The organism is Mammaliicoccus sciuri (genome assembly GCF_025561425.1).
Classification (GTDB): Bacteria; Bacillota; Bacilli; order Staphylococcales; family Staphylococcaceae; genus Mammaliicoccus; species Mammaliicoccus sciuri_A.
Window position 1 is genome coordinate 439,747 of record NZ_CP094824.1, and the last position, 25,298, is coordinate 465,044.

Consider the following 25,298-nt stretch of genomic DNA (forward strand, 5'->3'; position numbering starts at 1 on the left):
GGAGACATCATAGAATGTCTCCGCTTCGTTCATATTAATCGTTAATTTCAGTCTTAGCGATTTCGTTATCGATTTTTTCAAGCACTTCTGAAATTGATTTACGTTGTTTTTTATTAACTAGAATTAAAACTGTACGCTCGTCATATTCATTTCTTCTTTTTGTAAAGTAGTCTTGTTGTGATAAGTTTTTAACTGCTTTTACAATTTGTGGTTGTTTGTAGTTTAACTTGCTAATGATTTTTTTAAGATGATATTCTTCATCGTCTGTTTCATTAATGTAAGTTAATACTGCGAATTCTTCAAAACTAAGTGAAAAATCCTTTTTAATGATTGATTTTAATTTGTCCACGTATGTTACAAGTGCTAATAAATCGGAACAATTTTCTATTTTAGAAATTGCCATTTTGAATCCCCCTAGAAGTGAGTATTTTGCTTCTGTAATTGAAATAATACAGTTTGGTGGTAAGGCCTCGCATTATCAACATGGAAGCGTTTTAAATTTTTAATTCATAAAGAAAGTTTATCAATTATTTACTTATTTTAGCCTAAAAATAACTGTATGTAAACTAATAAGAGTAGGATTTAATTAAATAATAATATAAATAATATAACTGTCACAAACGAAAGGTAGGTATAATATAATCTCAAAAAATTAAAGTGCAAGGTTATTATTAATTCTATCAATAAAATAAATTGAAAATTACGAAATATGCCTATATTAAATGAGAATATTATAAAATTAACCATATAAAGAAGTCGTATTTAACATACGACTTCTTAAAAATTATTTATTGATTGAAGTATATTGAATGATTACTTCTTCGATAATATCTGATTCTAATTCTGCATATTTACTTAAGAATTCAGCAACGCTATGTTCCTTGATATAGTCGTTTTTCTCAACTGTTTCTTTATCGTTTTCATCTTGATATTCTAATAAATAGCAAAGTGCTTTAACGAGTTCAGAATGTTTTTTATTTGTTTTAGATAATGCTACTAGCGGTTTAACGATACGATCGTTTGGTCCAACTTTACGTAATACGCCACGACCAACTCTTGTTACATCATCAGATAAATATGGGTTTTGGAAACGACCAATTATTTTTTCAACATAGTAAGATTGGTCTTCTTTCGTAAATTCATCGAAGTTAGAAACAAGATATTCACTTGTTTCTTTTAATACTTCACGTAAACCTGCATTAATTTCTTCATCTTGAATCGCTTCAAGAATTGTATTGTAACCTTTGTATTGACCAAAGTATGCTAAATAAGCATGGCCTGTATTAACTGTTAATAATTTTCTTTCGATATAAGGTGTTAAATCATCAACATAGTGTACATCTTGTAATTGTGTACCTTGCCATTTTGAAGCTTCTACAACCCATTCAAAGAAAGGTTCAACTAATACGTCTAATGATCCTTCTTTTTGACCTTGAGGTACGATACGGTCAACTGCTGAGTTAGGGAAGCTAATGTCATCAGATAAAGGACCCGTAATATCTAAAATGGCTTTTTTCAGTTGATCTGTTGCCATAATAGCATTTTCACAAGCAACGATATTTAATGGTTTACCAGCTTCTCGTTCTTTTAAGAATGATGCAAATGATTTAGCGATAATAGGTAAGATATTTACACCAACAGCTGTCGTAATGACATCTGCTTCTAAAATCGCTTCTTTTAATTTGTCTGTTTCAGTAATGCTATTGATACCTTTAACACCAGAAACAGGTTCTTTAGTATTTTCTTCATTTGCGATAACAACTTGATAGGCTTTTTCTGCATTAATTTGATTAATAATTGTTTCGTTAACATCGACGAATGTTACTTCATAGCCATTGTCATTTAATACTTTACCTATGAAGCCACGTCCGATGTTACCAGCACCAAAGTGAATGGCTTTCATTAAAGTTCAACCTCCTCAAAGATTGCAAGAATTTCATCTTTAGATTGTGCATTGATAACACGTTCAACATTTTCTTCTTCACTAAATACAATAGCGATTTGAGAAAGAATATCTAAATGCTCGCCATCTTTACCAGCGATACCAACGACTACTTTAGCTTCATTGCCATCCCAATCTACGCCATCTGGAATATGAAGTAATACAAGACCTGATTTTAATACTTCAGTTTTAGCTTCATCTGTACCATGTGGAATAGCTAAGAAATTACCCATATATGTTGTAACGATTTGTTCACGTTCTTTCATTGCAGTAATATATTTGTCAGTTACAGCACCTTCTTCAACTAATGCTTGGCCAGCTTTTTCGATAGCTTCCTCTTGAGAATTTACTGAAAGATTCATAAAAATGTTTTCTGGATTAAATAATTTTGTCATGTTAATTCACTCCGTTTTCGTTAGTTTTTGTTTTAATTTATTTAAGAAAAATGATTTGAGTGTGTTCTCTATCTTTACTCTATCATTTAACAACTGATCAATATCATCCAAATGTTCTGTAATTAAGGATGACACTTCGCTCATAAGTTGACCTTGTTCCGAATTTCTCGGAATAAACATACATACAAGCCAATTTACTTCTTGTTCTTCATTTTCAATCGTTTTTAGCATTAATGGTTTTGTTAATTCCGTAATAATCAATTGTGGCTTTTTGATTGATTCATCAGAAAGATGAGGAATAGCAACTGGATAACCAGTTAATGCAAAGCCTTGTAAATTCATTCGGCTATTAAGCTTTTCACTGAACGCATGTGTATTGTCAATCACACGATGCTTCGATAGTGTTTGAATGAGATATCGTTCTAACTGTGTTACTTTTTTCTTTTCAACGATCATATTTTGAATCAGTGCCAAACTTTCTTCTATAAAAGTTACAGTGCGATCATAATCTTCATATGATAGTGGTTGTTCTTGATTCTGCGTATTTTGAGGATCATGGACAACAGATTGCTGTAATTTCAAAAAGTATTTCACATTTTCAGCGTCTTGCTTTGGTAATAAAGGATTCACTGTAATATGTGGGTACTTTGTGTCTACAGCTACAGTTGAAATCATGCCATCATACTTTGAAAAATCAATCGACTTCAAACTACTGACAGAAACTTCGGTAGTTTGCGTGATTTCAGAGAAATGTTGTTTCAAACGATTGGATAGAATACGGCTTGTACCAATTCCACTGCTACATACAACGAGTACATGTAATGAACGTCTTTGTTTTGCTTGTAACATGCCACCAAAGTGAAGTGCGATATAAGCAACTTCGCTTTTTGGAAAATGATAATTTATGAATACAATCTTTAAACCTGATGAAACAGCTTCAAATAACTCTTGATCATAGGTTTCTATCATTTCGGTAAGCGGATTGTAGGTTTCAATGTTTGCCTCAAGTCTATTAATCGCAGGTTCTAAATGTAAATTTAATCCTTTGAATAGGGCTTCTTCATCTTTAAATGAAAATCCTTGATCTTTTACAAATTCTATAAGTTCGGTAACGCGCTGCTTATGAATATCATTGTTTTCATAAGTTGTTTCATGGCGACGTCTTGCGCCTCTTAAATGCATTGTAATAAAAGCAATTTCAGAATGATTAAATGTCACATCATATATATCGCTTAATACATTGGTAAGTCTCTCTGATACTTTAAATTCATCCGTCGAAATCAATTCATTTAAAATATCATCCTCAATTTCTACATGTCCATCTTGCTTAATACGTTCAATTGCTAAAACGATATGAATCGTTAATGTGAGGTAACTTGCTTCAGTTAATGTATAAGGTAATGTACCAAGTTCATCCATTAACAAGCGTTCAACATTAAACAATCTATCTATATCAACAATACCTCGAAGATGTGTTTCGTTTAACGTATGATATACGAAATGATCTTCAACTACAGAGTACACGCTGTCACCATCTAATTTTTCTAACATGATTCTAGCAAGTAACTGCCTTTTGTTGACTTCTTCACCATTCAGAATCAAACCTTCGCCACGTCTTCGTTCTAATGAAAGTTCAAATGTGTGTAATTCAGGTTCCAATTGCTCGATGATTTTGTTCAGTGTATGCGTAGATGAACCAATTTCATTCGCAAGACTATATAATTTCACTGGATCTTTAGATTGAATAAGGTTGTATAGAATAATAACTTTTCTTTCTTCATCAGATAAATCAATTGTATTTTGTTCAGTCAATGATTGTACAAAATTATCAACGTCTTCTGGTTCTCCTTCAATTCGTAATCCTAATTTAGGAACTCTTGTCAGAGATAAGTGATATTTATTCAGTGTATCTTCAACACTTTTCATCTCTCTATGAACAGTTCGAGAGGAAATACCAAGTGCTTGTGCAATATCATGAATTGTTAAAAAAGAGTGAAGACGCTCAGATAGTAATTTGAGAATACTCTTTTCCCGGTTACTGATCATCATCATTCTTCACTCCTTTGTTTAAAATTATTTTTTGAGTTCGTTAATTAATTCTTCATATCTTGGTGAATTTAAGAAATTATCTACTGAAATATGAATAGCTTTAGGATTTTTCTTAATTGCTCTATCTGTTAATGTTTTTTGCGTAATGACAACATCAGCATCATCTGGTAATTGGTTAATAGCTGTATTTGTAACTTCAATATCAGTTAATTCAGCTTTTTTGAATTTATTTCTTAACATACCAGCACCCATAGCACTTGAGCCCATACCAGCGTCACAAGCAAAGATAACTTTTTTAACATTAGAGAAATCATGTGCATCAATATTTTCCGTGTCATATTGATCTAATAGTTCTTCAGATTCATCTTTTTCTTCTGTATCTTCAGAAGTTTCACCTTTTTCTTGTTCTTTAGAACCAGTTAAAGCACCGCTAACAGAAGATTTTTTACCTTTGCGAGCTTCCATATCAGCAGTAGCTGATTCAATGTCGCCTTCAGGGTCTTTAGTGAATTTTAAGATGATAGATGCAACTACAAATGAAACTAATGTTGCTAGGAAGATACCAAGTAACATAATTAAGTAACTACCTTTAGGTGTAATAGCGATATAAGCTAAGATTGAACCTGGAGATGCTGGTCCAGTAGTACCGAAGTCGAACATACTAAATGTTGCAACACCAGTCATACCACCTAAAATAACGGCAACTAATAATAAAGGACGCATTAAAACATATGGGAAGTAAATTTCATGAATACCACCTAAGAAGTGGATGATACCAGCACCATATGAAGTTGCTTTTGCAGTACCTTTACCAAATACCATATAAGCTAATAGAATACCAAAACCTGGTCCAGGATTTGATTCTAAAGTATAAAGAATAGATTTACCAGCGTGAGCTACTTGTTCAGATGCAAGAGGTGTTAAGACACCGTGGTTAATTGCATTGTTCAAGAATATTGTTTTAGCTGGTTCAATAATAATACTTACTAATGGTAATAAGTGATGAGAAACTAAGAAGTCAACACCCATACCTAAGACTTTCATAAGTCCTTCAACTAATGGCGCTAATCCTTTGAAACCAACAATCGCCATGATGAAAGCTAGAATACCAGCTGAGAAGTTATTGAATAACATTTCAAAGCCTTGTGGTGTTCTAGGAACTAAGAATTGGTCAACTTTTTTCATTAACCAACCAAGTAATGGACCCATAATCATTGCACCGATTAACATCGGCGTATCTGGGAATGCCGCGATAACACCCATAGTAGCTGTCGCACCAACGACACCACCACGTAAACCGTGAACTAAACGACCACCACTAAATGCAATAAGTGATGGAATTAAATATTTAATCATTGGATCAACCATTGAAGAAAGTTCTTCGTTAGGTAGCCAACCATCTTTAATAAACAGTGCTGTAATTAGCCCCCAAGCAATAAAAGCACCAATGTTTGGCATAATCATACTACTTAAAAATGAACCAAAAGCTTGAACCTTAGGACCAATGCCTTTTTTGTTTTCAGATTGTTCTGCCATATTGAACACACCTTCCCTTATATAAAAAGTATTTTGTAACTTAATCATACGAAGATGTATGTACATATACAATGATTAGTAAATGCAACTTTGTCACATCCATTTTGACATGCGTGTCATAAATATTTATTTGGGGGATTAAAATAGCCTATATACACTTGTGATGTAATTATACACTTTTGAAGAGACGCTTCATACTGTTATGGAATATAAAATTAGGAAATAAAAATGAAATAGAAGAAGAGGGAGGAGAAGAGGAGGTTTCTGGACCGATGCGTGGGAATTATCGGTCCAGAAACGAGAAATATGGACCGATAAAAATAATTACCGACCCGAAAATGAGATTTGCAGGCCGATAAAAAAATTTAGCGACCCGCAAAAAGGCTGGGACGATAAAATTCGTCTCAGCCTCACCTATATTCTTTATTTTTCTTTCGTTGTATCTGTACCGAAGTATTTATCTGATAGGTCAGATAGTGTGCCGTCTTTTTTAAGTTTTTTAACGCCTTTATCGATGTCTTCTTTTAGATCTTTATTTTCTTTTGTGAATGGGAAACTTGTTCCGACTACATTAAATGGTTTACCTACAAATTTAATTTCTTTTCCGCGTTTGTTTTTATCTGCAGCTGATACTGAGTCTGAATTGACATAGCCGTCTAATCTTTGGTTTTCTAAATCAAGTAGGGCGCCTTCACGGTTTTCGTAAGTTTTAGTTTTAAATCCGTAATTATTTTCTTTATTAAAGTTCTCTAATGCTTCTGTGTGATTTGAACCTAACACGCCTGCAACTTTTTTACCTTTTAAATCTTTATAGTTATTAATATCTTTATTTTTAGATGATGTAATGATTTGGCTACCGATATATGAGTATGCATCTGTGAAGAGATATTTCTCTTTACGCTCATCTGTTGTTGCCACAGCATTTGCTATTGTATCAATTCTTCCTGATTCTAATTGTCCCATAAGTCCTGAGAAGTCAGCTTTTACCCATTTAACTTTATAACCAGCTTCGTGAGCGATTTTTTCAAATGCTTCGATGTCGTAACCAACTAATTTACCATCTTTTTCATATGAATTTGGATAGCTTTGTCCTGTAGTACCAGCGACAATTGTACCTTTATCTTTTTTGCCTGAATCGTTTGAACAGCCTGCCAACACGATGAGGCCAATTAGTAAAAATGTTAATATTTTTTTCATATTTTATATTTCTCCTTTAAATATATAGTTTTGTAACATTTTAGTATCTTTAATTTCATAGAAATCATGAATATTTTCCCAATGTTTATAAGATGCATGTTTGAGTTTAGTAAGATGTTCGTCTTTCGTTAATGGTTTATATGGACTACCTTTAGGTGCATCCACTCTTTGTTTAAACTGTTCACCCGTCACTAAAGTTATTTCAACGATTGTAAATCGATTTTTCGGTAGGGCATGTGGACTTGGTTGAATGTCATCATCATAGTGTCTAACGATTTTCTCCATAAGTTGATTAACGTCATAACTAATAGGTTTATTCAAAAATTGATCCACCGTTAATTCTTGATTCAGTAATAAAAGTGCTGATACATATTCAGCACTAAAAGCACCTTCTAAGCCAGTTTCTGGTGATTTAAACTTTAATGCTGCATCACCGTTCGTAGGAAAAGTAATTTTGACAGATTCTACTTTTTCCGGGGAAATATGATGTGTTTGTTTAATAGTATTAATAGCATCGATTAAATGGTAATTTGCTGAGCAACATGGATAAAGTTTGTACCACATTCCTGGATGTGTAATTGACCATTGATCGCCAAAATTTTCAATGATTTGCGTAAATGAACAATCTGATGTACCAAACAATTCATAAAAAGCAGGCATCATATTTTTATTACCTTCAAGTACACGTTTCTGTGAAATACGCGCTGCTAAATAGGCTTTTTGAGATGCAAGTCCAACATGAAATGGTTTAACGTCAGAACCGAATTGGTTACGTAAACCACTTGCTTGTGTAACAGCTATTCCAATAGCATTCGCAAATGAAGGAGCATCTAAATTTAAATAGTAACAACACGCAGCAGTTGCACTTAATAAACCGATTGTTGACGTTGAGTGCCAACCTTGTTCGTAGTGACAAGCACCAATTGTTTCGCCAATTTGAGTAGCCATTTCGACACCGATAATATAACTATCAATAAAGTGTTTGAAAGTTTGCGTATCGTTTTCTGCAACTGCTAATAAACTCGGTAGTATAACAGCTGTAGGATGACCTCTCATACTTGAGTGAACATCATCAAAGTCTAATATATGTGCAATAAAACCGTTCACTAAAGCCGCATTTGAAGGTGACAATTGAGCTTCATATCCTATGATAGATGCATTGCCTGATTCTTCTTCTTGAATGAAACTTATTAAATCATTGACTTTATGATGATTGTTAGCACTGTAAGTTGTTGCTATAAAGTCAAGTATGCCAGTGATGGCGTTATCTCTTTCAATAGTAGAAATATGTTTCGACTGACGATAAATCCTTTCAACTAATGCTTCTGTATCTGTCATTGTAGAACCTCTTCATCTTGTTCAGTTTCAATTTTATTGATGAATGATTGTGTTCTAGAATTGTGAGACTGAATAAACACTTCGTCAGTTGTTCCACTTTCAATAATGTTTCCATCTTCCATAAAAATGATTTTATCTGCAACATCTTTTGCAAATGACATTTCATGCGTTACGAGAATCATTGTTTTCTGCATTGAAGCAATGTCTTTAATGATTTTTAGAACACCTGAAACAAGTTCAGGGTCAAGCGCAGATATTGGCTCATCAAAAAGTAATAATTCTGGGTCCATAGCTAATGCTCTAGCTATACCAACACGTTGTTGTTGACCTCCAGATAAAGTTGCAGGATATTTATCTTTGAATTTTAGTAAACCGACTTGATCTAAATATTTTTCGCCAATTGAATATGCCTCATCTTTAGGTAACTTTTTAGTCGTAATAAGTCCTTGTGTTACATTTTCTATAACGGATTTATTTTTGAAAAGATTATAATGCTGAAATACCATTGTTGATTTTTGAATAAGTTGTTGAACTTGTCTCTTTTTATAGTTTTCGGCATCTACTGTTACATCATCTATTGAAATAATGCCTTCATCTGGTACTTCTAACCAGTTCAAGCATCTTAACAAAGTGGACTTTCCTGATCCAGACGGTCCAATAATTGCAAGGACTTCACCTTTATTAAGTTCTATATCTATACCTTTTAATACAGGTGTTTTGTGGAAAGATTTTTTAATACCTCGTATTGAAATCATGAATGTCACCTAACTTTCATAAGGTTTGTTGAGTTTTTTCTCTAATAAACTTTGCAAGTATGTATATATAATCGTAATTAACCAATATACAATTGCGACAGCTAAGAATGTTTCTAAATATTTATATGAAGCGGCAGATAATAATTTACTTTTAGCGAATATTTCAGTAACACCTAATGTAAATACAAGTGATGTTTCTTTAATTAACCCGATAAAAATATTACCTGATGCTGGTATGGCATTACGTGTTGCTTGTGGCAGTATGATTTTAAGATAAGTTTGGAATTTGTTGAGTCCGATAGAATGGGCTGCTTCAAATTGACCTTTATCTACTGATGTAATAGCAGCTCTGAAAATTTCTGCTAAGTAAGCTGCATTTTTAATACTTAAACCTATAACAGCTGCTGTTAAAGCATCAACAACTCTCATACCTGGAATAAGTTGTGGTAGTCCGTAATAAATTAAGAACAGTTGTACTAAACTCGGAATGGCTCTAAAGAACGAAATATATAGTAGGGCGAGTTCTTTAAGTACGGGTAATTTAGTACGTAAAATCAATGCAATAACTAATCCACCTAATATTGAAATGACTAGTGAAATTACAGCTAGTGACAATGTAATAGGTAAATAGGGCATTAATTTTGGAAATGTTTGTAGAAAATATATTGGATCAAATTTCAATTGTTTCACCTTCTTCGAATATGACTTGATTAAATTTTTCTTTAAGTTCTTCAGTGCCTTTAAATTTGTCTTGGTTAAGGACTTTCACTAAATATTGCGTGATATGTCCTTTTTTTAAGTCTTGCTTACCAAATTTTTGGTAGCCTTTTTTGACGTACATATCTATTAACCATGGATGATGATCAGCAGTTCCGAGTGAAACGGCTGGAACGTTTAAATGATTCAGTAAGTAATCATTTTCTACATAATTTAAAAGTTTTGACCCGAATTTTTTATTTTTATATTTAGGTGATGTTGCGAACCACCATATATGAGGGAAATAGTATGGTCCAGGATTGTCACTCCATGGCATCCTTAATGAAAGTGTACTGACAATTTCATCACCAGATTCAAGTACGAAACAAATATTTTCTTCTAAATTTTTACGTATTGAAGCTTCGGTTGGGTTAGCAGACTGAAAGTTAATACCTAGTGCTCGAATGGGCTCGTAGGCTTCGTACATCAAATTGATTAAGTTATAAATATCATCTTCAGTTGCACGTCTAACGATTGTTTCCATTGCGCACCTCTATTCATTTTCTAAGCCTAATTTTTGTCGTAATGTGCCTTCTGAATATGTTTCTTTATATAAATTTCTTTCTTGTAAAATTGGTATAACGTTATTGATAAATAATTCAAATTGTGAAGGTAGAATAGGTGGCATAATGTTGAAACCATCTGCAGCAGAAGATTTAAACCATTCTTCCATCTTATCTGCTAATTGTTCTGGTGTACCGACAAAGATATGGTGACCTCTAGAACCAGCAACTTTTTTATAAACTTCTTCTAAAGTTAAATCGTTTTTAATCGCTTCTTTAAGAATAATTTCAAATCGACTTTGAACACCGTTACCTGTTGATAGATCTAAATCAGCAAACTTAGTATCTAAGTCATACTGTGATAAATCGATATTTCCAACATAAGGTGCCAATATACTTAATCCAACTTCAGGTAAGATTAAGTCTTGAATTTCTTGATAATTTTGATGCGCTTCTTCTTCAGTGTCACCTAAAATAGGGAATAAACCTGGCATGATATATACTTCTTCAGGATTACGATTTTGTTTAGATACTTTCTCTTTTAACTGTTTATAAAAGTTCTGAGCATCTTCAATTTGAGTTTGTGCTGTAAAAATAACATCAGCTACTTTTGAAGCTAAATCTGTTCCTGTAGGAGAAGAACCAGCTTGTATTAATAATGGTCTTCCTTGTGGAGAACGTTCAATATTTAAAGGACCTCTAACTTTGAAATGTTTCCCTTCATGATCAATCGTATGTAATTTTGAAGCATCAATAAAAGCCCCAGTTTCTTTGTCGCGAACTAAAGCACCTTTATCCCATGAGCGCCATAACTTATTCGTTACTTCAACAAATTCATTTGCGCGTTCATAACGTAATTCATGTTCCATTAACTTAGTACCATTAAAATTTTCAGCAGTAGAAGTTATTGAAGAAGTTACAATATTCCAAGCAGCTCTTCCATGACTTAAGTGGTCTAAAGAACTAAATTGACGTGCAATATGGAAAGGTTCACTGTATGTAGTAGAGGCAGTAGCAGCTAATCCGATATTAGTCGTTGCTGTAGAAAGAACAGATAAAAGCGTAAACGGCTCAAATCTACTTAATATATTTGGGTGTGAACTTTCAGATACGAATAAGCTATCAGCAAGAAAGACTAAATCGAATAAACCTTTCTCAGCTAATTGCGCAGTATTTATTAAATGAGTTAAATCCATAGGACCCTTTTCAATAGCATTTTCATGGCGCCAACTCGCCACATGATGACCATATCCCGCTAAAAAGAGACCCAGTTTTATATGTTTATGTGTTGTCATAATATCCTCCTAAACATTTTAATCCGATAGTTTTAATAAGATATAAAGAATGCCACTTAATTTTAACAATTGTCAATAAAATCTGACTATTTTATTAGGGATTAATATTAAAATAATGTACTATTTGTGAACATTTGTAAGATGATATAAAAAATTGAATGTCATGCTTGTTAAATCGGATTTATGTAAGTGTGATTTGATTAATAATATTATTGAAATATATTAAAATAAGGTGGATGGATTGAGGTATTATGTTGGCGGAGATTTCTAGACCGTTACGTGGGAATTGTCAGTCCAGAAACGGGAAATATGTACCGATAAAATAAATTACCGGTCCAGAAATGAGGATTACCAGACCGATAAATAAAATTATCGACCCGAAAACGAGATTATCAGGCCGATAAATAAAAATAGCGACCCGAAAACGGGATTTGCAGGCCGATAAAAATAATTAGCGACCCGAAAACATTGTTTTCGGGTCGCTCAATCTTTAAGATTCAATCAATTTTTCGTTATGTAAATTAATATAATATACTTCGTTATCTGTCCATTCATCAAATTCATATATAAAGTTCTTTCTCAATACTTCAAATTCAAATCCTAATTTTTTAATGAGCTTTTTAGAAGGTTCGTTATCTACATTAATATGTGTTTCTATGCGATGAAGTTTTAATGTTTTATAACATTGATTAATGATTTCTTTCATAGCTTCATATGCATAACCTTGATTCCAAAATTGATTGTGCAAGAAATAGCCACATTCTCCCCATTGGAAGTCTGATCTGCTTAATACTTTAATATCCAGCATGCCTACATGTTTGCCATTTTCTAAAAATATACCAAATATAAACGTATCATCTTGTTTAATGAGTTCTTGTTGTTTATCAACGAGTTCTTTAAACCAAGTTTCGTCACATTCCTCCATGTTGATTTTTCCATTGTCATGTTTATATTGTGAAGGGTAGCGATTTTCAAAGCCTTCAATCCAACCTTTGTGGTCATCATAGTTTAAAGGTCGAATCGTCAACCTATTCGTACGGAATGTTAATTCTTTATCTGTATACATTAAAAATCCCCTTTGTAAAAATATGTATAATTAATCATATTATATACTTTAATTTCCTAGGTTTATAGAGGAAACTTACAATAACGATGCATGCTATTCATGGATTATTAGAGGTAATGAATACTATCCGATATAATTTGGTTATATAACGTCGAGTAAATATTATAGTAATAAATTATGATTAACCATGTAAGGAGGGAATGGAATGATAGATGATTTAAATAAAGCATTAGATTATATTGAAGATAATTTAACAAATGACTTATCTATTGAAAATATTGCTAAATATGTATGTATATCGGATTATCACTTTCGGAAAATATTTCAGGCAATATCTGGTATGCCCTTGAGTGAATATATTAAAAAGCGTAAATTGTCATCAGCTAATGTTGATTTAAAAAATGGTGAATCTGTTACAGAAGTAGCCTTTAAATATGGTTATCATTCAGTAGATGGATTTAGTCGCGCATTTAAAAATTGGACAGGTTCTTTGCCATCAAATGCGATTCATCTTGCAAGTATAAAATCATTCCCTAAACTTACTTTTACGCTAAGTATAAGAGGAGGTATAGATATGGAATACAGAATTGAAAATAAACCTGCTATTAAATTTGGCGGTGTTTCAACAAAGATACCTATGCAATTTGAAGGTGTAAATCAAAGTATTGTAGAGCTTGCAAATAGTATTTCAAACGAACAAAAATCATATATGCATACACTTAATAATATTGAACCAAAAGAAGTATTAAATATTTCTTATGATGCTGATGCATATTTTGAAAAAGAAGAAGGATACTTAACTCATATGATTGGTGTAATTACTGATAAAGTAGAAATAAATCGTGAGTTATTAGATGTTTTTGAAGTTGAAGCACATACTTGGGCTGTATTTCCTAATGAAGGACATTTCCCATCTACAATGCAAAATACTATGGCAAGCATTTATGCAGAATGGCTACCATCTTCTGGGTATGAATTAGAAGATGTACCAAATTTCTCATTTACAAAAATGAATAGCCAGGAAGAAACAGCTTACAGTGAAATTTGGATAGCAGTTAGAAGTATAGAAAAAGTCTAGGGTGCCATACCCTAGACTTTTTCTCATCAATAAGCTTTTTCTATATTATCTAATTGTTTAATTGTTGAACTAATACCACCAGAACCGAAGAACCATGTATTGGAATCAAATTTCAGTATATTTTTATTTTTGATTGCACTGACGTTTTTTATGACTGGATTTTTAAGTTCTTGTGGTAACCCTTTAGAATCATCATCTGTTCTATTTATATAGAAGATTTTGTCTGGATTCTTTTCAGCAATATATTCATATGACACTAACTATCCGCTTGAGTTCGCTGGCATGTCAGGGTCAATATGCTTGATACCTAAATCACCACTTAAGAAGCCACCATATCTACCAGTTTTACCGTATGTCTTAATGCCTTTTTGATCAACATTGGCAAACATAACGGTATCATCATTCACTTTACTTTTTACAGATTTAACTTTTTGGTCGAGTTTCTTTATGAGTGATTGAGTTTCATTTTCTTTATCGAATATTTTTCCAATATTTTGTGCGTTTTCCTTAATAGATTCTATGTAACGATCATCATCTGGGCTCACGTAAAGTACTTTTGCATTTGGCGCAGCTTTTTTAAATTCTTTTAAGTTTTTAGTATAAGCTTGCCTAAATGATATTAAAATTAAATCCGGATTTTCTTCAGCAATTTTTCAAAATTAGGTCTACCAGGATTTCCTAAATTGGTATATTTATCATTTTTAAACTCTGATAAATAACTTGGTAAGAAATCACCATTTGGACCTTTAGGAATAGCTGTTATATGTTTTTGTAATTTCAAATCTTTCATAATATCTAAAGCCCCATAATCCATGACAATAACTTTTTTAGGATTCTTAGGTATTGTTACAGTTTCCGTTTTTTTCTTGCCTCTATTATGATCTTTATTCTTTTCTTTATATTCAAAAGTCTTCTTAATTGTTACAGTATCTTTATGACTGACTTCATCTTTACTATTACTACACGCAGATAATAATAAAAGTACACAAACGATGATGGTAATATACTTTTTCATGATTGCCTCCCATTTTATAATTGATAAAATTTCTCAATTATACAAAATAATTTAAGAATAACAAGTGCTATTTTTAAAATCTAGTGATGTTTTAATAAACATAAGACGGGAACATTAATAATATAAAATAGAAATGGGGGATTTATTCATGACAGTCGTAAAAAGTTATATCAATGATGAAACATTGGAAAATGACATTAACAAGCTGAAAGAACTAAATATTAACCCACCAGATATTTTTGTACTATCACATGACGATGACAGAACAGCACGAATCGTTGAGCATACAGACTATGATAATATAGATTACAACAACAAAGACTTAGGTCGAACATTTGATAAACAAGGTGACGAACTAAGAGCTAAATTAATAGAAATAGGTTTGTCCAAAGAACAAGCAGAAGATTATGAAGAAAAAATGGACGAAGGAAAAGTATTCCTAATTTCCAAAGACGACAAAGCAAAAGAAGTATTAGAATAAAGTATATATTAAACCCCAACTCGAAAATATCGGGTTGGGGTTTTTAATACCTATATAATTACTTATTCCACATATAGAATAATTTGTATATAATTAAAGTAAGTCATTATACGGTGGTATGCACTATGAAGAAAAACTATATATTTATTATTTTATTTACCTTTTTTAGCATTATTGGCAGTAAATTATTTACATTTGCGCTTTCATTTCATGTTTTAAAGATAACAGGAAGTGTACAAGCATTTTCTAATATTATGATTATATATTCGCTCATATTTATTTTGGGTAGCACTACTATCGGATATTATATAGATAAGATTAATAAAAAAGCATTTATAATATCTATGCAGTGCATTTCGATTTTCTCAATTATAAGTATTTACTTAATACCAAATAGTTTAAACCAACTTCTATACATATACATAATTGTAATCATTTTAACAGTCACAGATATGGCTGTATCACTCACTTTTAACAGTGGTTTGTTAAGTTTAGTAAGTGAACGTTTTATAGATCAAACAGTTTCATATAGAAACGTCATTCAGAATGTATTACAAATAGGTGCTCCAATTTTAGGTGGAATAGTATACGCTTATTTCGATATTAAGACTTTTATGATTATTATGTTTGTAACTGAGCTCATTTCATTAATAATAGTGCTTAATATTGCGTTTAATAAAGGTCCGGCAAATAAAGTCTATGAAGAAGCTAAGGATACATTCTTTAACAGCTATAAAGTCGTATTTAAATTTTTGAAATCAAATAAAGATATATTTTTAATTCTATTATCAGGTTCTATCATTAACTTTATGTTTGGTTTCGTTACGATAGGCATTCCAGGAAGTTTTGTCACTATATTTAATATGAATTCTAAACAATTAGGAATCATTGAAACAGGATTTCCTCTAGCAGGTATATTGTTTGGTTTGATTTATCCTAAGTTAAAGAATAAAGGAACACTTGTAGCAAATATGCAAGTTGCCATGATTACTTTAGCTGTGGGAATACTCATATTATGTATTCCGTTTATAACAGATTTATATAATTTATCGATACTTGTAATATATTTTATAAGTATATTTATTATCGGAAGCGGCGTTGTACTGAGTAATGTACCGATAAACATTTATGTACAAAAAAATGTACCAGAGCAAATAAAAGGTAAATATTTAGCATTGTCACAAACAATGTCACAAGTAATGATGCCTTTTGGAATTTTAGTTGCAGGTATACTCTTTGACTTTAATTCAGTATTCTATATTATTTCGTTCAGTATTACAGCAATATTATGCTTTATCTTGGCATATCTTTACACATTTATCAAAAAACATGACGGTGTAATTTGATACATTATTGACAAAGCAAAAGAAGTTTTAGAATAAAGTATGTATTAAACCCCAACTCGAAAATATCGGGTTGGGGTTTTTGAATTCATTGGAATGATTACTATTAAACAAAAGTAATAAAAACAAATAAATGTTTTATTTAATATTCCTTGTAATTGAAATTTAAAAGTGTAGGATGAAGGTGTATCATCTTATGATACATAATCTATATAAAGGGAGAGTAATCGAATGAACAAATTTTCAAAAGTTTTTGTTTCAACCGGTTTAGCAGTAGCGACAGTATTTACGGTAGGCGCAGCGGGTAACGGTCATTCCGTTGATGCGGCGAGCAACAGTAATATGGATAGCCAAGCTTCTCAACCTTATACTTCTTATTACAATGGATATGTGAGTTATGATCCTGGATTTTTCATAACGGATACATTCAAAAAAGGATTTGAATCAGGTAATTTCACGTTAAATGGATATGAAACACCTGCACATGAAGATTATGCTAAAGAACATCAAGATGAGGCTAAAAATATAAATTTATATGATCAAAATTTAAATGTATATAGTAACTATGGTTTAGATGTTAATGCACAACCGACAAATGCAAATCAATTTAATTTATCGATAGATGATGTTGTTGATTCTTACGGTACAGATTTCAGTAAATCAGGCAGTCCACGAAGTGTTGAAGGTCAATATTCTTGGAGTTTAAATGGTTATAAAATTGCCTTCACTTCTGACGAAACAGGTACTGTAACGAGAATTGATTTCTATACGATTGTTGAATAGTGTTATAGATTGTTAAATTGTTCTATACGATATTGAAGTTCATCAAAGTCTATTATACGGGCTTGTCGGTGAACTTCTTTTTGGTTGTAATAAAGTAATACGACAGGTGAAGTGAATAAATTTAATTGTCCGACTGCTTCTGGCATTTGGTTAGCAACAATTTCGTATGCTGGAATGTCATAGTCTTCCGCCATTTTTTGTACGATTGGATGATCCACTTTACATACCGAACAATTCTGGCTAGATACGTAGATTAGTGTGAATGTATGTGCATCAATCTGTTTATTTAATTCATCAAAAGTTGTGATGATTTTCATGAAATTTAGCTCCTATCATTTAATTATAATGGCAAATATTATACCATTATATGAGAAAAGGAGGAAAAAATATGTTTGGTAACAAAGATAATGATTCAAAAGATAATATTCGATTTTTTGTTAAATCGGTAGATAATGTTAAAGGATTAGGTCGCATTTCGATTCTTGTTGATCGTGAAACAGGTGTTAATTATATCAATGCTTGGGTGGGTACAGGCAGTGGTTTAACGCCATTGTTAGATGAAAATGGAAAACCTGTAATAGATAAAGTTTAATAAAATATGCATCAAAGACAAAGGAGTATAGAAATGTCTAGAAGATTTCTAAAAATGATGATAACAGTTGTGACGATGATGCTTATCATTAATGTATCATCTGAAAAAGTAGAAGCGGCCCAAGAAGAGGGGACGATGGGTCATGGTTATAAGAAATACATAGAAAATGAAAATCAAAATACTTTTAGAAACAAACAAGAAATAGAGGAATCTTCGACAGTAGCTAAAGATGATTCAATACTTGATTTATCAGAATGGCAAGGAGAATTAACATCAGCACAAGTTAAAAAGCTTAAAGCCAATTATGATTTTATTATTTTAAGAGCACAATATGGTTCAGACTATAAAGATGCAGCATTTGATACAAATTCAAAATTACTTTCTGCCAATAATATGAAGTATGGTGTTTATACATATAGTATGTATGAAAATGCAAGTGAAGCAAGAACAGAAGCGAAATCGCTATATAATAGAGCGCCTAATGCAAGTTTTTATATCAATGATTATGAGGAAGAATCAGTTGCTTCAGGAGATACAAATGCAAGTACACTCGCTTGGTTGAATGAAATGAGGAAGTATTCAGGCGATAAGAAAGTATTACTATACTCTTATGAAGACTTTATGGTTAATCATACAGCGAATGCTGTTGGTTCTTATGATGGTTACTGGTTAGCCTCATATCAAGAGACACAACCTGAAAGAGAGCATGTATTATGGCAATACACAGATAGTTACTATTCATCGGAACTTGATCAAAATGTCGATGCAAATGTACTAGGACCAAATGTGCAAACAAGCTGGTTTATAAATTAATGAGCATAAAAAATTAGAACAGTTCCTAAGATTATTTTGGGAACTGTTCTTTTTCCATTATGGGACAGGGCCATAATGGACGATTGTTGTGAAATGGGTTTTAATTTGCGATTTTGTTCGTGCATGCTTGCCTAGGGTATGGTTCGAGCCAGTAGTCTCTCACGCATACTATCCCCACAGGCGTCAGCACTTACAAAATCGTTAAAAACTAACGCTTTATACAATAATAGAGTATTTTCGCATCATTTAATTAATCATCTTCAAAATAACTCTACGACTGAATATTAAAGTATAAATTCCTTTAAGCTATATTGTTCATTCTATTTTCTATTATGGTTGTAACTGCATAATAGCTCCAAAACTCTGTTGGCATGTAGTAAATGTTATAAATGAAATTAACTCACTTATTTCCGCATCTGATAATTCTTCTTTTAGTATTTTTATAGTATAGTTTGGAATATTTGTTCCTAATTTCATATAAACTTCAGTAAAACCAATACAGACTACTGATTTACTATCGGTCAAATTGTTACTTGGTTTGCCCTTTGCTTTGCAATATAAACAACCATTTTTTTGTGCTAACATTCTACGTATTTCTTCTTTCAATTCTCGATTTAAAAAATGTGTTTCTTCTAGCGATTCACCTAGTTTACTCCAATTAGTCATTACTCTATTATTGTAACCAAGTAATTTTTGAAATGGAGTTTTTCCATATGCTGAGCCTTGAATTATAGTCATATAACTTCTCCTTTCCATGTAATGAATTTTAATATAATAAAGCGATAAAATACATATGGAATTTAAGGTATAATATGTATATATCAATAATTTTTAAAGGGATAGTGAGAATGGACCTAACAGATAGAAAAATATTAAACATACTTGAAGAAAATAGCAAAACTTCTTTAAGTGACATAAGTAGAATGGTTAATTTATCTATACCATCTGTACGAGAGAGAATTAATAAAATGAAAGATTTGAATATAATAGAAAAATATACAATAGATATTAATTATAACTCGCTTGGCTTTGGAATAGACGTAATTATTAATATTACTATAAAGAATAATCTTTACGCAGATTTTAAAACTTTCATAAAAAATCTGGATAATGTTGAATTCTGCTATAGGATTTCAGGAGACAGTTGCTTTGTTTTTAAAATGCATTTTGAAACCATGGAAGCAGTTGAAGAATTTATTGATAAATCACAATACTATGGGCATACTAAGACACAATTTATATTTTCAAGAACAATATAAAAAGAGAGGGTTACAGAAATCATAATAAATATAACTCACTTTACGATTATTAATTAATAGTTATTTAGTATTATTTATCGAAAAAATTAGAACAATTCCTAAGATTATTTTGGGAACTGTTCTTTTTCCATTATGGATACATTTCTGATTATGTCTTCTGTCATTAGGATTCATTTTTCTTATGTTCAATAATCTCTGTGTCACGATTGCTAGCGATGTTTCGAGCGCGCTTCATAGCATCTTCTTTCTTATCAAAGGTTTCGCTAGCTTGTTTAGCACCATCAGTTTTTATCTTCCATTGATCGTCTTCATAATAGACATGTATATCTTTATCGTTTAACTGAGGATTGGCAGATTTATCTTGTTTATGTTGTGTAATTTTCTTATCTTTCAATTCATTTAAATCTTCTTTAGATGCGTTTTTGTACCAATCTTCTGCTTGTTTCGTTGCAATTGGAATGGCATCTTCTTCTTTGTACCCGTTGGATAACATTGCGTTGCCAATATCAATAGCTTTCTTTCCTTCAAGTTGATCAAAGTTTTTCCAAGTTTGGGGATAGTCGTCCATAGTCCATGGCATGTTTCATCATCCTTTCATAATAGACACACACTTATTGAATACCACTATTTTAATTTATTAAACGGATACAATGGTGCAGTGTATAAATTATTTACGGTATTTATTTACAAAGTTTCGTGTTTCACCGGTAATGAGTGGTCCACCTGTGTAAACATCTCTAGTTGATGGGTTTTTAACTTTTTCTGTTGGACGAATGCTATGTGCATGTATACCGATGACATGATTATCATGATTAAATACTGGAGATCCTGAAAATCCTATTGTTCGATGCATGTGTCCGATATATTCGATATAGTCTTGAGTTGGTTTAAGATAGAATCCTTTTGATTGATACATATTTTGTCCGTCATATGGTTCTTCGTTTGGATAACCTGCCATAAATAGTGTTGATTTAGGTTTCAATTTTTGAATTTCACGTTCAGCTGCTATAGTTAAAGGTTTTATTTTAGGTGTTAATGATTTTTCAGTAATGAGTACTGCGACATCTCTTTCGTTTGATTTATAAAATTGCTTAATCTTGAATTTCATCGGTGTATATTGATTAGATTTAGCTGGAAAGAAATAAAATTGTTTCTTTTCCTTATTTCCGTCATCATCACTTACAACATGTGAAGCTGTGATAACTGTATGATCATCGACGACAAACCCTGTTGCGCCATTTCCTGACTTACCTGTTTCATCAGATGTGACTTTACCAACAGCTTGATTGATAGTTTTGTCGCTTGAATGAAATGGTTTGATTTTAAGTTGCTCATTTGGAATTTGTGAACCTAATTTAAAAGCTTCTTGATAATCATGATGTGTTGCTTTAGTAAATGTATCTTTATAGGTTGCAGGGACATCAGGCTGTATCAATAAATAATTGAACATGGAAATTATGAGTATTAAATATAATTTAAGGTATAACAGCATTTAATCACAATCTTTCTCAAAATTGAATCATCACTATGTTATACCCTTATATTTCTATTATAAAAATCCAACGACAATAAACGTGATTACTGACAACACGACTGACGTTATAAGCATTGCAATCATTGGTTTGAATGCTTTTGTTTTTAAGTCACTGAAAGATACATTTAAACCGATACCGACCATTGCCATAATTAAGATGAGTGTTGTAAATGTACTGATTACATTTAATATTGCTTCAGGAATAGGAATGAACGTATTCACAGCGCTCATAATTAAAAATCCAATTAAAAAGTATGGAAAGTCTATTTTTTGTGAAACTTTATGTGATCTCTTTCTATTAACGATTATTAAGAAAATAATACTTAATGGTATTAATAGAAATACTCTACCCAATTTTGTTAATAAGCCAATGCCTAATGATGACTGTCCACCGGCATCTGCTGCTAAAATAACGTGTGCAATTTCATGTAAGCTTGAACCTGACCAAATACCATAAAATTCAGCATTCATTGGAAAAATAGCGAATAATAACGTGTAAGTTAAAGAGAATATTGTACCCATTATGGCCACTAAACCTACACTAATCCCAACATCACTGTCTTTAGATTTAAGGATAGGTGATATTGCGGCAATTGCAGCTGCACCACAAACACCAGTTCCAACACCCAATAACAAGACTAAATTGTTATCTCCTTTAATAATTTTATTTAAAAACAAAATAAACAATATCGCAAAAGCGACGACACCAACATCTAGTAATAATAATGTGCTACCTTGGTGAATAATCGTCCATAAATTTAACTTAAGCCCGTATAAAATAATCGCAAATCTTAATAATTTTTTTGATGAAAATGCAATCCCCGATTCGATTTGCGTTGGGTATCCCCTGAAATGTCTATATAAAATAGCTGTAATAATCGCGATTGCGAGTGCCCCGACTTTGTTAAATACCGGTAAATACGATAAAAGTATACTGACAATAGCAACTAAAAAAGTAAATCCAATACCGAGTAAAAAACGTTTATTAAATTTTTCCCACATAATGCTCACCTCAACGTAAGTTTAATCGCAAGATGAATATTTGTGAAATGCTATTTTTAAATATATAATATAACATAAATGATATGAGGTGGTTGCAGTGGAAGATAAATTACAAATCTTAAAAGTTATTGTAGAAGAAGAAGGCTTTACGAATGCTGCTGAAAAGTTATATAAATCACAGCCATCGATAAGTAGAGATATCAAAACACTTGAAGAGAAATATCAAATTAAGATTTTTGAAAATACAAGAAAGCATATTATTTTGACAGAAGAGGGAAGAGAGTTATATAACTATGCATGCCAACTAGCAATATTAGATGAGCAATTGCAAACGAAAATTAATCAGCATAAAGAAGATGTGAAAGGGAAATTTGTCATTGGAACGAGTCACACATTTGGTCAATCGATGTTATTAGACTTAACAATCTATCTACAAACAAAATATCCGAAACTGAATATTCATATATATATCTATAACTCAGCTGATATATTAAGTAAGTTGAAAGATTACTCACTAGACCTAGGCATTATCGAAAAGCCAGTACTGGACGACAAAATCAATAGTGAAGTCCTAACAAGAGATAAACTATTACTCGTGAAAAATAAACAAACAAACCAAAATTTAAATCAATTAAGATGTTACGTTAGAGAAACAGGATCGGGAATAAGATATTATCAAGATATGTTATTACAGCAATTGAATTTAACATCTCGTAAAGTAGTCATTAATGATAACCAATTAATTTTAGAACTCGTTAAACAAAATATGGGCTATACGATATTATCCAATTTCTCTATAAAATCATTTGATGAAGATTATATCGTCACAAACGACCTAGATTTAAATCGGAATTTCTTTGTAGTGTCTAACAAATCAAGATACAAGACAAATAAATATAATACGATTGTAAATGAAATTAAGAACTATGAATTTAGATAAATAAGCCTATCACTTAACTGATTAAGTCAGTTTTAAAGTGATAGGCTTGTTTTTTTATCATCCCTTATTCTCTTAATGAAATCCAAGTAATCTAGAAATTTTGTTAGCACATGTTTTTAATTCTTCTACAAAGAACTCTTTCTTATCTAATTCTGTTGTAGGGAATGATAGGCTGATAGCACCTTGGACTTCGTTTCGATAGTTGACGAAGTATGTACTTACGCAATATATACCTTTTTCGTTTTCTTCGTTATCTACTGAATAACCTTGTTCTCGGATGACTGCTATTTCATCGATGAATTGATCATAGTCTGTGATTGTATTTTCGGTTAGTTTAACAATATTCGATTGATTCCATATTTCTTGGATTCTTTCATTCTCATACGTCGAAAGTATAGATTTACCTACTGCTGTGCAATACATAGGTGCTCGTTTCCCGATTTTAGATGCCATCGATCGATTGTTATTGCTTGGTATAAATTTATCTATATATACCACTTCGTTATTGTCTTCCACTACTAAATGACATGTTTCCCCAACTGTTGTCATCAGCTGACTAATCATACTTTTAGCTACATTTAAAAAATCAATATTTTGTACACGTTTATTCCCAAGTTGGAACATTTTAAAAGTTATTTCATATTGATTGGTCAATGCGTTTTGTTGTACATAGCCGTTGCTAATCAATGAATTAACAAGTCTATGTACAGTTGCTTTAGATAATTGAATTTCATCTACTAAGTCTTTTAATGATATTTGTTCTTTTTCAGATATGATTTCTAAAATGCTTAATGCTCGGTCAATGGATTGAACGTTAGAAGCCATAATCATCACCTCTTTGATAAAAATATAGCATAAATTATTCTATGAATTAAGTAACATAGATGAAAATAAATAATTGACAACGTTTTCACAAACGTTATAATAATACTAAATATTACTATACAATACATTGTATCACAATGTGGAACGGAGGGCTATTTTGAAAAAGTATAAAATTTTAAACCAGTTACATGAAAATTACCTCGTTGCAGTTGTTAGAGGGAATGACGAGGATGAAACAAAGAAAATTGTTGATGAAATCATTAAAGGTGGATTTAAAAATATAGAAATTACGTTTACTGTACCGAATGCTGAAGAAGTGATTAATCAAGTACATAAACAATATGGTGATGATATCGTTCTTGGTGCAGGTACAGTGTTAGATGCTGCTACTGCACAAATTGCGATTAATAAAGGGGCGCAATATATTGTAAGTCCACATTTAGACACCAATATATCTAAATTATGTAATGTATATTCTATTCCATACTTACCAGGTTGTAGTAGTGCAACAGAAATTATAGTAGCGTTACGCTATGGCTCTGATTTAATTAAACTGTTCCCAGGAGGACAATTAGGTGCCGGATTTATTAAAGATATAAAAGGTCCGGTACCCAATGTTGAACTCATGCCTTCTGGAGGCGTGAATTTAGATAACGTATCAGATTGGATTGAAAAAGGTTCATTCGCTGTAGGTATTGGTGGCGACTTAACGAAAGAATTTACAGGAAATAATTTTGAAGTTATTTCAGAAAAAGCTCAAAAGTATGTAGAAGCTGTTAGAAATCGATGAAAGTGAGTGGT

General features: G+C 31.7%; 27 protein-coding genes and 1 pseudogene. 9 read left to right on the forward strand and 19 right to left on the reverse strand.

All coding sequences use genetic code 11. From position 1 onward, the window contains the following. Positions 1-34: 34 nt before the first annotated feature. The 12 genes from sarA to MUA60_RS02120 form a co-directional block, all read right to left on the reverse strand. Positions 35-403 (reverse strand): global transcriptional regulator SarA, encoded by a 369-nt coding sequence (sarA, locus tag MUA60_RS02065; protein WP_048541463.1) that lies wholly within the window; start codon positions 401-403, stop codon positions 35-37. Between the two features lie 381 nt (positions 404-784). Beyond that, on the reverse strand, positions 785-1,903 hold the full coding sequence (locus tag MUA60_RS02070; RefSeq protein ID WP_262649434.1) for a mannitol-1-phosphate 5-dehydrogenase: 1,119 nt from the start codon (positions 1,901-1,903) through the stop codon (positions 785-787). Next, a complete protein-coding gene (locus tag MUA60_RS02075; RefSeq protein WP_025905499.1) occupies positions 1,903-2,337 on the reverse strand; it encodes a PTS mannitol transporter subunit IIA in 435 nt (144 codons plus the stop codon). The genes MUA60_RS02070 and MUA60_RS02075 overlap by 1 nt, the downstream gene beginning before the upstream one ends. 6 nt (positions 2,338-2,343) lie before the next feature. After that, positions 2,344-4,389 (reverse strand): BglG family transcription antiterminator, encoded by a 2,046-nt coding sequence (locus MUA60_RS02080; RefSeq protein WP_262649436.1) that lies wholly within the window; start codon positions 4,387-4,389, stop codon positions 2,344-2,346. Between the two features lie 21 nt (positions 4,390-4,410). Continuing rightward, on the reverse strand, positions 4,411-5,922 hold the full coding sequence (locus MUA60_RS02085) for a PTS mannitol transporter subunit IIBC (protein WP_262649437.1): 1,512 nt from the start codon (positions 5,920-5,922) through the stop codon (positions 4,411-4,413). A 423-nt stretch (positions 5,923-6,345) separates the two neighbouring features. Beyond that, positions 6,346-7,119, reverse strand: a complete 774-nt coding sequence (locus tag MUA60_RS02090; protein ID WP_262649439.1) for a transporter substrate-binding domain-containing protein — start codon at positions 7,117-7,119, stop codon at positions 6,346-6,348. 3 nt (positions 7,120-7,122) lie between these two features. Then, entirely contained in the window at positions 7,123-8,457 is a 1,335-nt protein-coding gene (locus MUA60_RS02095) for an MmgE/PrpD family protein (protein WP_262649440.1), read from the reverse strand. Then, entirely contained in the window at positions 8,454-9,212 is a 759-nt protein-coding gene (locus MUA60_RS02100; RefSeq protein ID WP_262649441.1) for an amino acid ABC transporter ATP-binding protein, read from the reverse strand. Before MUA60_RS02100 ends, MUA60_RS02095 begins: the two co-directional genes overlap by 4 nt. Before the next feature lie 9 nt (positions 9,213-9,221). After that, positions 9,222-9,848: an amino acid ABC transporter permease gene (locus tag MUA60_RS02105; RefSeq protein ID WP_048541896.1), complete on the reverse strand. Its 627-nt coding sequence runs from the start codon at positions 9,846-9,848 to the stop codon at positions 9,222-9,224. A gap of 34 nt (positions 9,849-9,882) precedes the next feature. Then, a complete protein-coding gene (locus MUA60_RS02110; protein WP_049319489.1) occupies positions 9,883-10,452 on the reverse strand; it encodes a GNAT family N-acetyltransferase in 570 nt (189 codons plus the stop codon). A 9-nt stretch (positions 10,453-10,461) separates the two neighbouring features. After that, positions 10,462-11,769: an LLM class flavin-dependent oxidoreductase gene (locus tag MUA60_RS02115; RefSeq protein ID WP_232157369.1), complete on the reverse strand. Its 1,308-nt coding sequence runs from the start codon at positions 11,767-11,769 to the stop codon at positions 10,462-10,464. A 487-nt stretch (positions 11,770-12,256) separates the two neighbouring features. Continuing rightward, positions 12,257-12,832 (reverse strand): GNAT family N-acetyltransferase, encoded by a 576-nt coding sequence (locus tag MUA60_RS02120; protein WP_262649443.1) that lies wholly within the window; start codon positions 12,830-12,832, stop codon positions 12,257-12,259. A gap of 205 nt (positions 12,833-13,037) precedes the next feature. On the opposite strand from MUA60_RS02120, the gene MUA60_RS02125 reads away from it, so the two are divergent. After that, positions 13,038-13,910, forward strand: a complete 873-nt coding sequence (locus MUA60_RS02125) for an AraC family transcriptional regulator (RefSeq protein ID WP_262649444.1) — start codon at positions 13,038-13,040, stop codon at positions 13,908-13,910. Between the two features lie 26 nt (positions 13,911-13,936). Here MUA60_RS02125 and MUA60_RS02130 read toward each other — a convergent pair. Then, a pseudogene (locus tag MUA60_RS02130) lies at positions 13,937-14,925 on the reverse strand (siderophore ABC transporter substrate-binding protein). A gap of 148 nt (positions 14,926-15,073) precedes the next feature. On the opposite strand from MUA60_RS02130, the gene MUA60_RS02135 reads away from it, so the two are divergent. The 3 genes from MUA60_RS02135 to isaB all read left to right on the forward strand — a co-directional run bounded on the left by MUA60_RS02135 (position 15,074) and on the right by isaB (position 17,532). Continuing rightward, positions 15,074-15,406, forward strand: a complete 333-nt coding sequence (locus tag MUA60_RS02135; RefSeq protein ID WP_049319494.1) for a YflT domain-containing protein — start codon at positions 15,074-15,076, stop codon at positions 15,404-15,406. A 125-nt stretch (positions 15,407-15,531) separates the two neighbouring features. Then, positions 15,532-16,752: an MFS transporter gene (locus MUA60_RS02140; protein ID WP_262649445.1), complete on the forward strand. Its 1,221-nt coding sequence runs from the start codon at positions 15,532-15,534 to the stop codon at positions 16,750-16,752. Between the two features lie 228 nt (positions 16,753-16,980). After that, on the forward strand, positions 16,981-17,532 hold the full coding sequence (gene isaB / locus MUA60_RS02145; protein WP_262649446.1) for an immunodominant staphylococcal antigen IsaB family protein: 552 nt from the start codon (positions 16,981-16,983) through the stop codon (positions 17,530-17,532). A gap of 2 nt (positions 17,533-17,534) precedes the next feature. On the opposite strand, the gene MUA60_RS02150 is transcribed toward isaB, so the two are convergent. Beyond that, positions 17,535-17,849, reverse strand: a complete 315-nt coding sequence (locus MUA60_RS02150; protein ID WP_049319497.1) for a thioredoxin family protein — start codon at positions 17,847-17,849, stop codon at positions 17,535-17,537. A 71-nt stretch (positions 17,850-17,920) separates the two neighbouring features. On the opposite strand from MUA60_RS02150, the gene MUA60_RS02155 reads away from it, so the two are divergent. Beyond that, positions 17,921-18,124 (forward strand): DUF6440 family protein, encoded by a 204-nt coding sequence (locus tag MUA60_RS02155; protein WP_049319498.1) that lies wholly within the window; start codon positions 17,921-17,923, stop codon positions 18,122-18,124. A gap of 33 nt (positions 18,125-18,157) precedes the next feature. Beyond that, positions 18,158-18,937 (forward strand): GH25 family lysozyme, encoded by a 780-nt coding sequence (locus tag MUA60_RS02160; protein WP_049319499.1) that lies wholly within the window; start codon positions 18,158-18,160, stop codon positions 18,935-18,937. A gap of 330 nt (positions 18,938-19,267) precedes the next feature. Here the strand turns inward: MUA60_RS02160 and MUA60_RS02165 are convergent, their stop codons facing one another. Continuing rightward, positions 19,268-19,675, reverse strand: coding sequence for a carboxymuconolactone decarboxylase family protein (locus MUA60_RS02165; protein ID WP_262649447.1), 408 nt, complete (start codon positions 19,673-19,675; stop codon positions 19,268-19,270). Between the two features lie 110 nt (positions 19,676-19,785). Between MUA60_RS02165 and MUA60_RS02170 the strand changes: the two genes are divergently transcribed. Beyond that, a complete protein-coding gene (locus tag MUA60_RS02170; RefSeq protein WP_049319501.1) occupies positions 19,786-20,196 on the forward strand; it encodes an Lrp/AsnC family transcriptional regulator in 411 nt (136 codons plus the stop codon). Positions 20,197-20,359: 163 nt separating this feature from the next. Here MUA60_RS02170 and MUA60_RS02175 read toward each other — a convergent pair whose 3' ends face one another. From MUA60_RS02175 to MUA60_RS02185, 3 genes are all read right to left on the reverse strand, one after another. After that, positions 20,360-20,776 (reverse strand): DUF2188 domain-containing protein, encoded by a 417-nt coding sequence (locus MUA60_RS02175; protein WP_262649449.1) that lies wholly within the window; start codon positions 20,774-20,776, stop codon positions 20,360-20,362. Positions 20,777-20,863: 87 nt separating this feature from the next. Further along, entirely contained in the window at positions 20,864-21,688 is an 825-nt protein-coding gene (locus MUA60_RS02180) for a trypsin-like serine peptidase (protein ID WP_262649451.1), read from the reverse strand. A 57-nt stretch (positions 21,689-21,745) separates the two neighbouring features. After that, complete coding sequence (locus tag MUA60_RS02185; RefSeq protein ID WP_049319503.1) at positions 21,746-22,732, reverse strand: YeiH family protein; 987 nt, start codon at positions 22,730-22,732, stop codon at positions 21,746-21,748. A gap of 97 nt (positions 22,733-22,829) precedes the next feature. Here MUA60_RS02185 and MUA60_RS02190 point away from each other — a divergent pair, with 97 nt between their 5' ends. After that, positions 22,830-23,672, forward strand: a complete 843-nt coding sequence (locus MUA60_RS02190; protein WP_262649452.1) for a LysR family transcriptional regulator — start codon at positions 22,830-22,832, stop codon at positions 23,670-23,672. Between the two features lie 72 nt (positions 23,673-23,744). Here the strand turns inward: MUA60_RS02190 and MUA60_RS02195 are convergent, their stop codons facing one another. Further along, on the reverse strand, positions 23,745-24,497 hold the full coding sequence (locus tag MUA60_RS02195; RefSeq protein ID WP_262649453.1) for an IclR family transcriptional regulator: 753 nt from the start codon (positions 24,495-24,497) through the stop codon (positions 23,745-23,747). Between the two features lie 157 nt (positions 24,498-24,654). Between MUA60_RS02195 and MUA60_RS02200 the strand changes: the two genes are divergently transcribed. Then, positions 24,655-25,287 (forward strand): bifunctional 2-keto-4-hydroxyglutarate aldolase/2-keto-3-deoxy-6-phosphogluconate aldolase, encoded by a 633-nt coding sequence (locus MUA60_RS02200; protein WP_049319505.1) that lies wholly within the window; start codon positions 24,655-24,657, stop codon positions 25,285-25,287. The last annotated feature ends 11 nt before the right edge of the window (positions 25,288-25,298 follow it).

What these genes read in the sequence shown, in the direction of transcription:
- sarA (WP_048541463.1), bottom strand. Translation starts at nt 403, where the DNA reads ATGGCAATTTCTAAAATAGAAAATTGTTCCGATTTATTAGCACTTGTA.
- MUA60_RS02070 (WP_262649434.1), bottom strand. Translation starts at nt 1,903, where the DNA reads ATGAAAGCCATTCACTTTGGTGCTGGTAACATCGGACGTGGCTTCATA.
- MUA60_RS02075 (WP_025905499.1), bottom strand. Translation starts at nt 2,337, where the DNA reads ATGACAAAATTATTTAATCCAGAAAACATTTTTATGAATCTTTCAGTA.
- MUA60_RS02080 (WP_262649436.1), bottom strand. Translation starts at nt 4,389, where the DNA reads ATGATGATGATCAGTAACCGGGAAAAGAGTATTCTCAAATTACTATCT.
- MUA60_RS02085 (WP_262649437.1), bottom strand. Translation starts at nt 5,922, where the DNA reads ATGGCAGAACAATCTGAAAACAAAAAAGGCATTGGTCCTAAGGTTCAA.
- MUA60_RS02090 (WP_262649439.1), bottom strand. Translation starts at nt 7,119, where the DNA reads ATGAAAAAAATATTAACATTTTTACTAATTGGCCTCATCGTGTTGGCA.
- MUA60_RS02095 (WP_262649440.1), bottom strand. Translation starts at nt 8,457, where the DNA reads ATGACAGATACAGAAGCATTAGTTGAAAGGATTTATCGTCAGTCGAAA.
- MUA60_RS02100 (WP_262649441.1), bottom strand. Translation starts at nt 9,212, where the DNA reads ATGATTTCAATACGAGGTATTAAAAAATCTTTCCACAAAACACCTGTA.
- MUA60_RS02105 (WP_048541896.1), bottom strand. Translation starts at nt 9,848, where the DNA reads ATGCCCTATTTACCTATTACATTGTCACTAGCTGTAATTTCACTAGTC.
- MUA60_RS02110 (WP_049319489.1), bottom strand. Translation starts at nt 10,452, where the DNA reads ATGGAAACAATCGTTAGACGTGCAACTGAAGATGATATTTATAACTTA.
- MUA60_RS02120 (WP_262649443.1), bottom strand. Translation starts at nt 12,832, where the DNA reads ATGTATACAGATAAAGAATTAACATTCCGTACGAATAGGTTGACGATT.
- MUA60_RS02125 (WP_262649444.1), top strand. Translation starts at nt 13,038, where the DNA reads ATGATAGATGATTTAAATAAAGCATTAGATTATATTGAAGATAATTTA.
- MUA60_RS02135 (WP_049319494.1), top strand. Translation starts at nt 15,074, where the DNA reads ATGACAGTCGTAAAAAGTTATATCAATGATGAAACATTGGAAAATGAC.
- MUA60_RS02140 (WP_262649445.1), top strand. Translation starts at nt 15,532, where the DNA reads ATGAAGAAAAACTATATATTTATTATTTTATTTACCTTTTTTAGCATT.
- isaB (WP_262649446.1), top strand. Translation starts at nt 16,981, where the DNA reads ATGAACAAATTTTCAAAAGTTTTTGTTTCAACCGGTTTAGCAGTAGCG.
- MUA60_RS02150 (WP_049319497.1), bottom strand. Translation starts at nt 17,849, where the DNA reads ATGAAAATCATCACAACTTTTGATGAATTAAATAAACAGATTGATGCA.
- MUA60_RS02155 (WP_049319498.1), top strand. Translation starts at nt 17,921, where the DNA reads ATGTTTGGTAACAAAGATAATGATTCAAAAGATAATATTCGATTTTTT.
- MUA60_RS02160 (WP_049319499.1), top strand. Translation starts at nt 18,158, where the DNA reads ATGTCTAGAAGATTTCTAAAAATGATGATAACAGTTGTGACGATGATG.
- MUA60_RS02165 (WP_262649447.1), bottom strand. Translation starts at nt 19,675, where the DNA reads ATGACTATAATTCAAGGCTCAGCATATGGAAAAACTCCATTTCAAAAA.
- MUA60_RS02170 (WP_049319501.1), top strand. Translation starts at nt 19,786, where the DNA reads ATGGACCTAACAGATAGAAAAATATTAAACATACTTGAAGAAAATAGC.
- MUA60_RS02175 (WP_262649449.1), bottom strand. Translation starts at nt 20,776, where the DNA reads ATGCCATGGACTATGGACGACTATCCCCAAACTTGGAAAAACTTTGAT.
- MUA60_RS02180 (WP_262649451.1), bottom strand. Translation starts at nt 21,688, where the DNA reads ATGCTGTTATACCTTAAATTATATTTAATACTCATAATTTCCATGTTC.
- MUA60_RS02185 (WP_049319503.1), bottom strand. Translation starts at nt 22,732, where the DNA reads ATGTGGGAAAAATTTAATAAACGTTTTTTACTCGGTATTGGATTTACT.
- MUA60_RS02195 (WP_262649453.1), bottom strand. Translation starts at nt 24,497, where the DNA reads ATGGCTTCTAACGTTCAATCCATTGACCGAGCATTAAGCATTTTAGAA.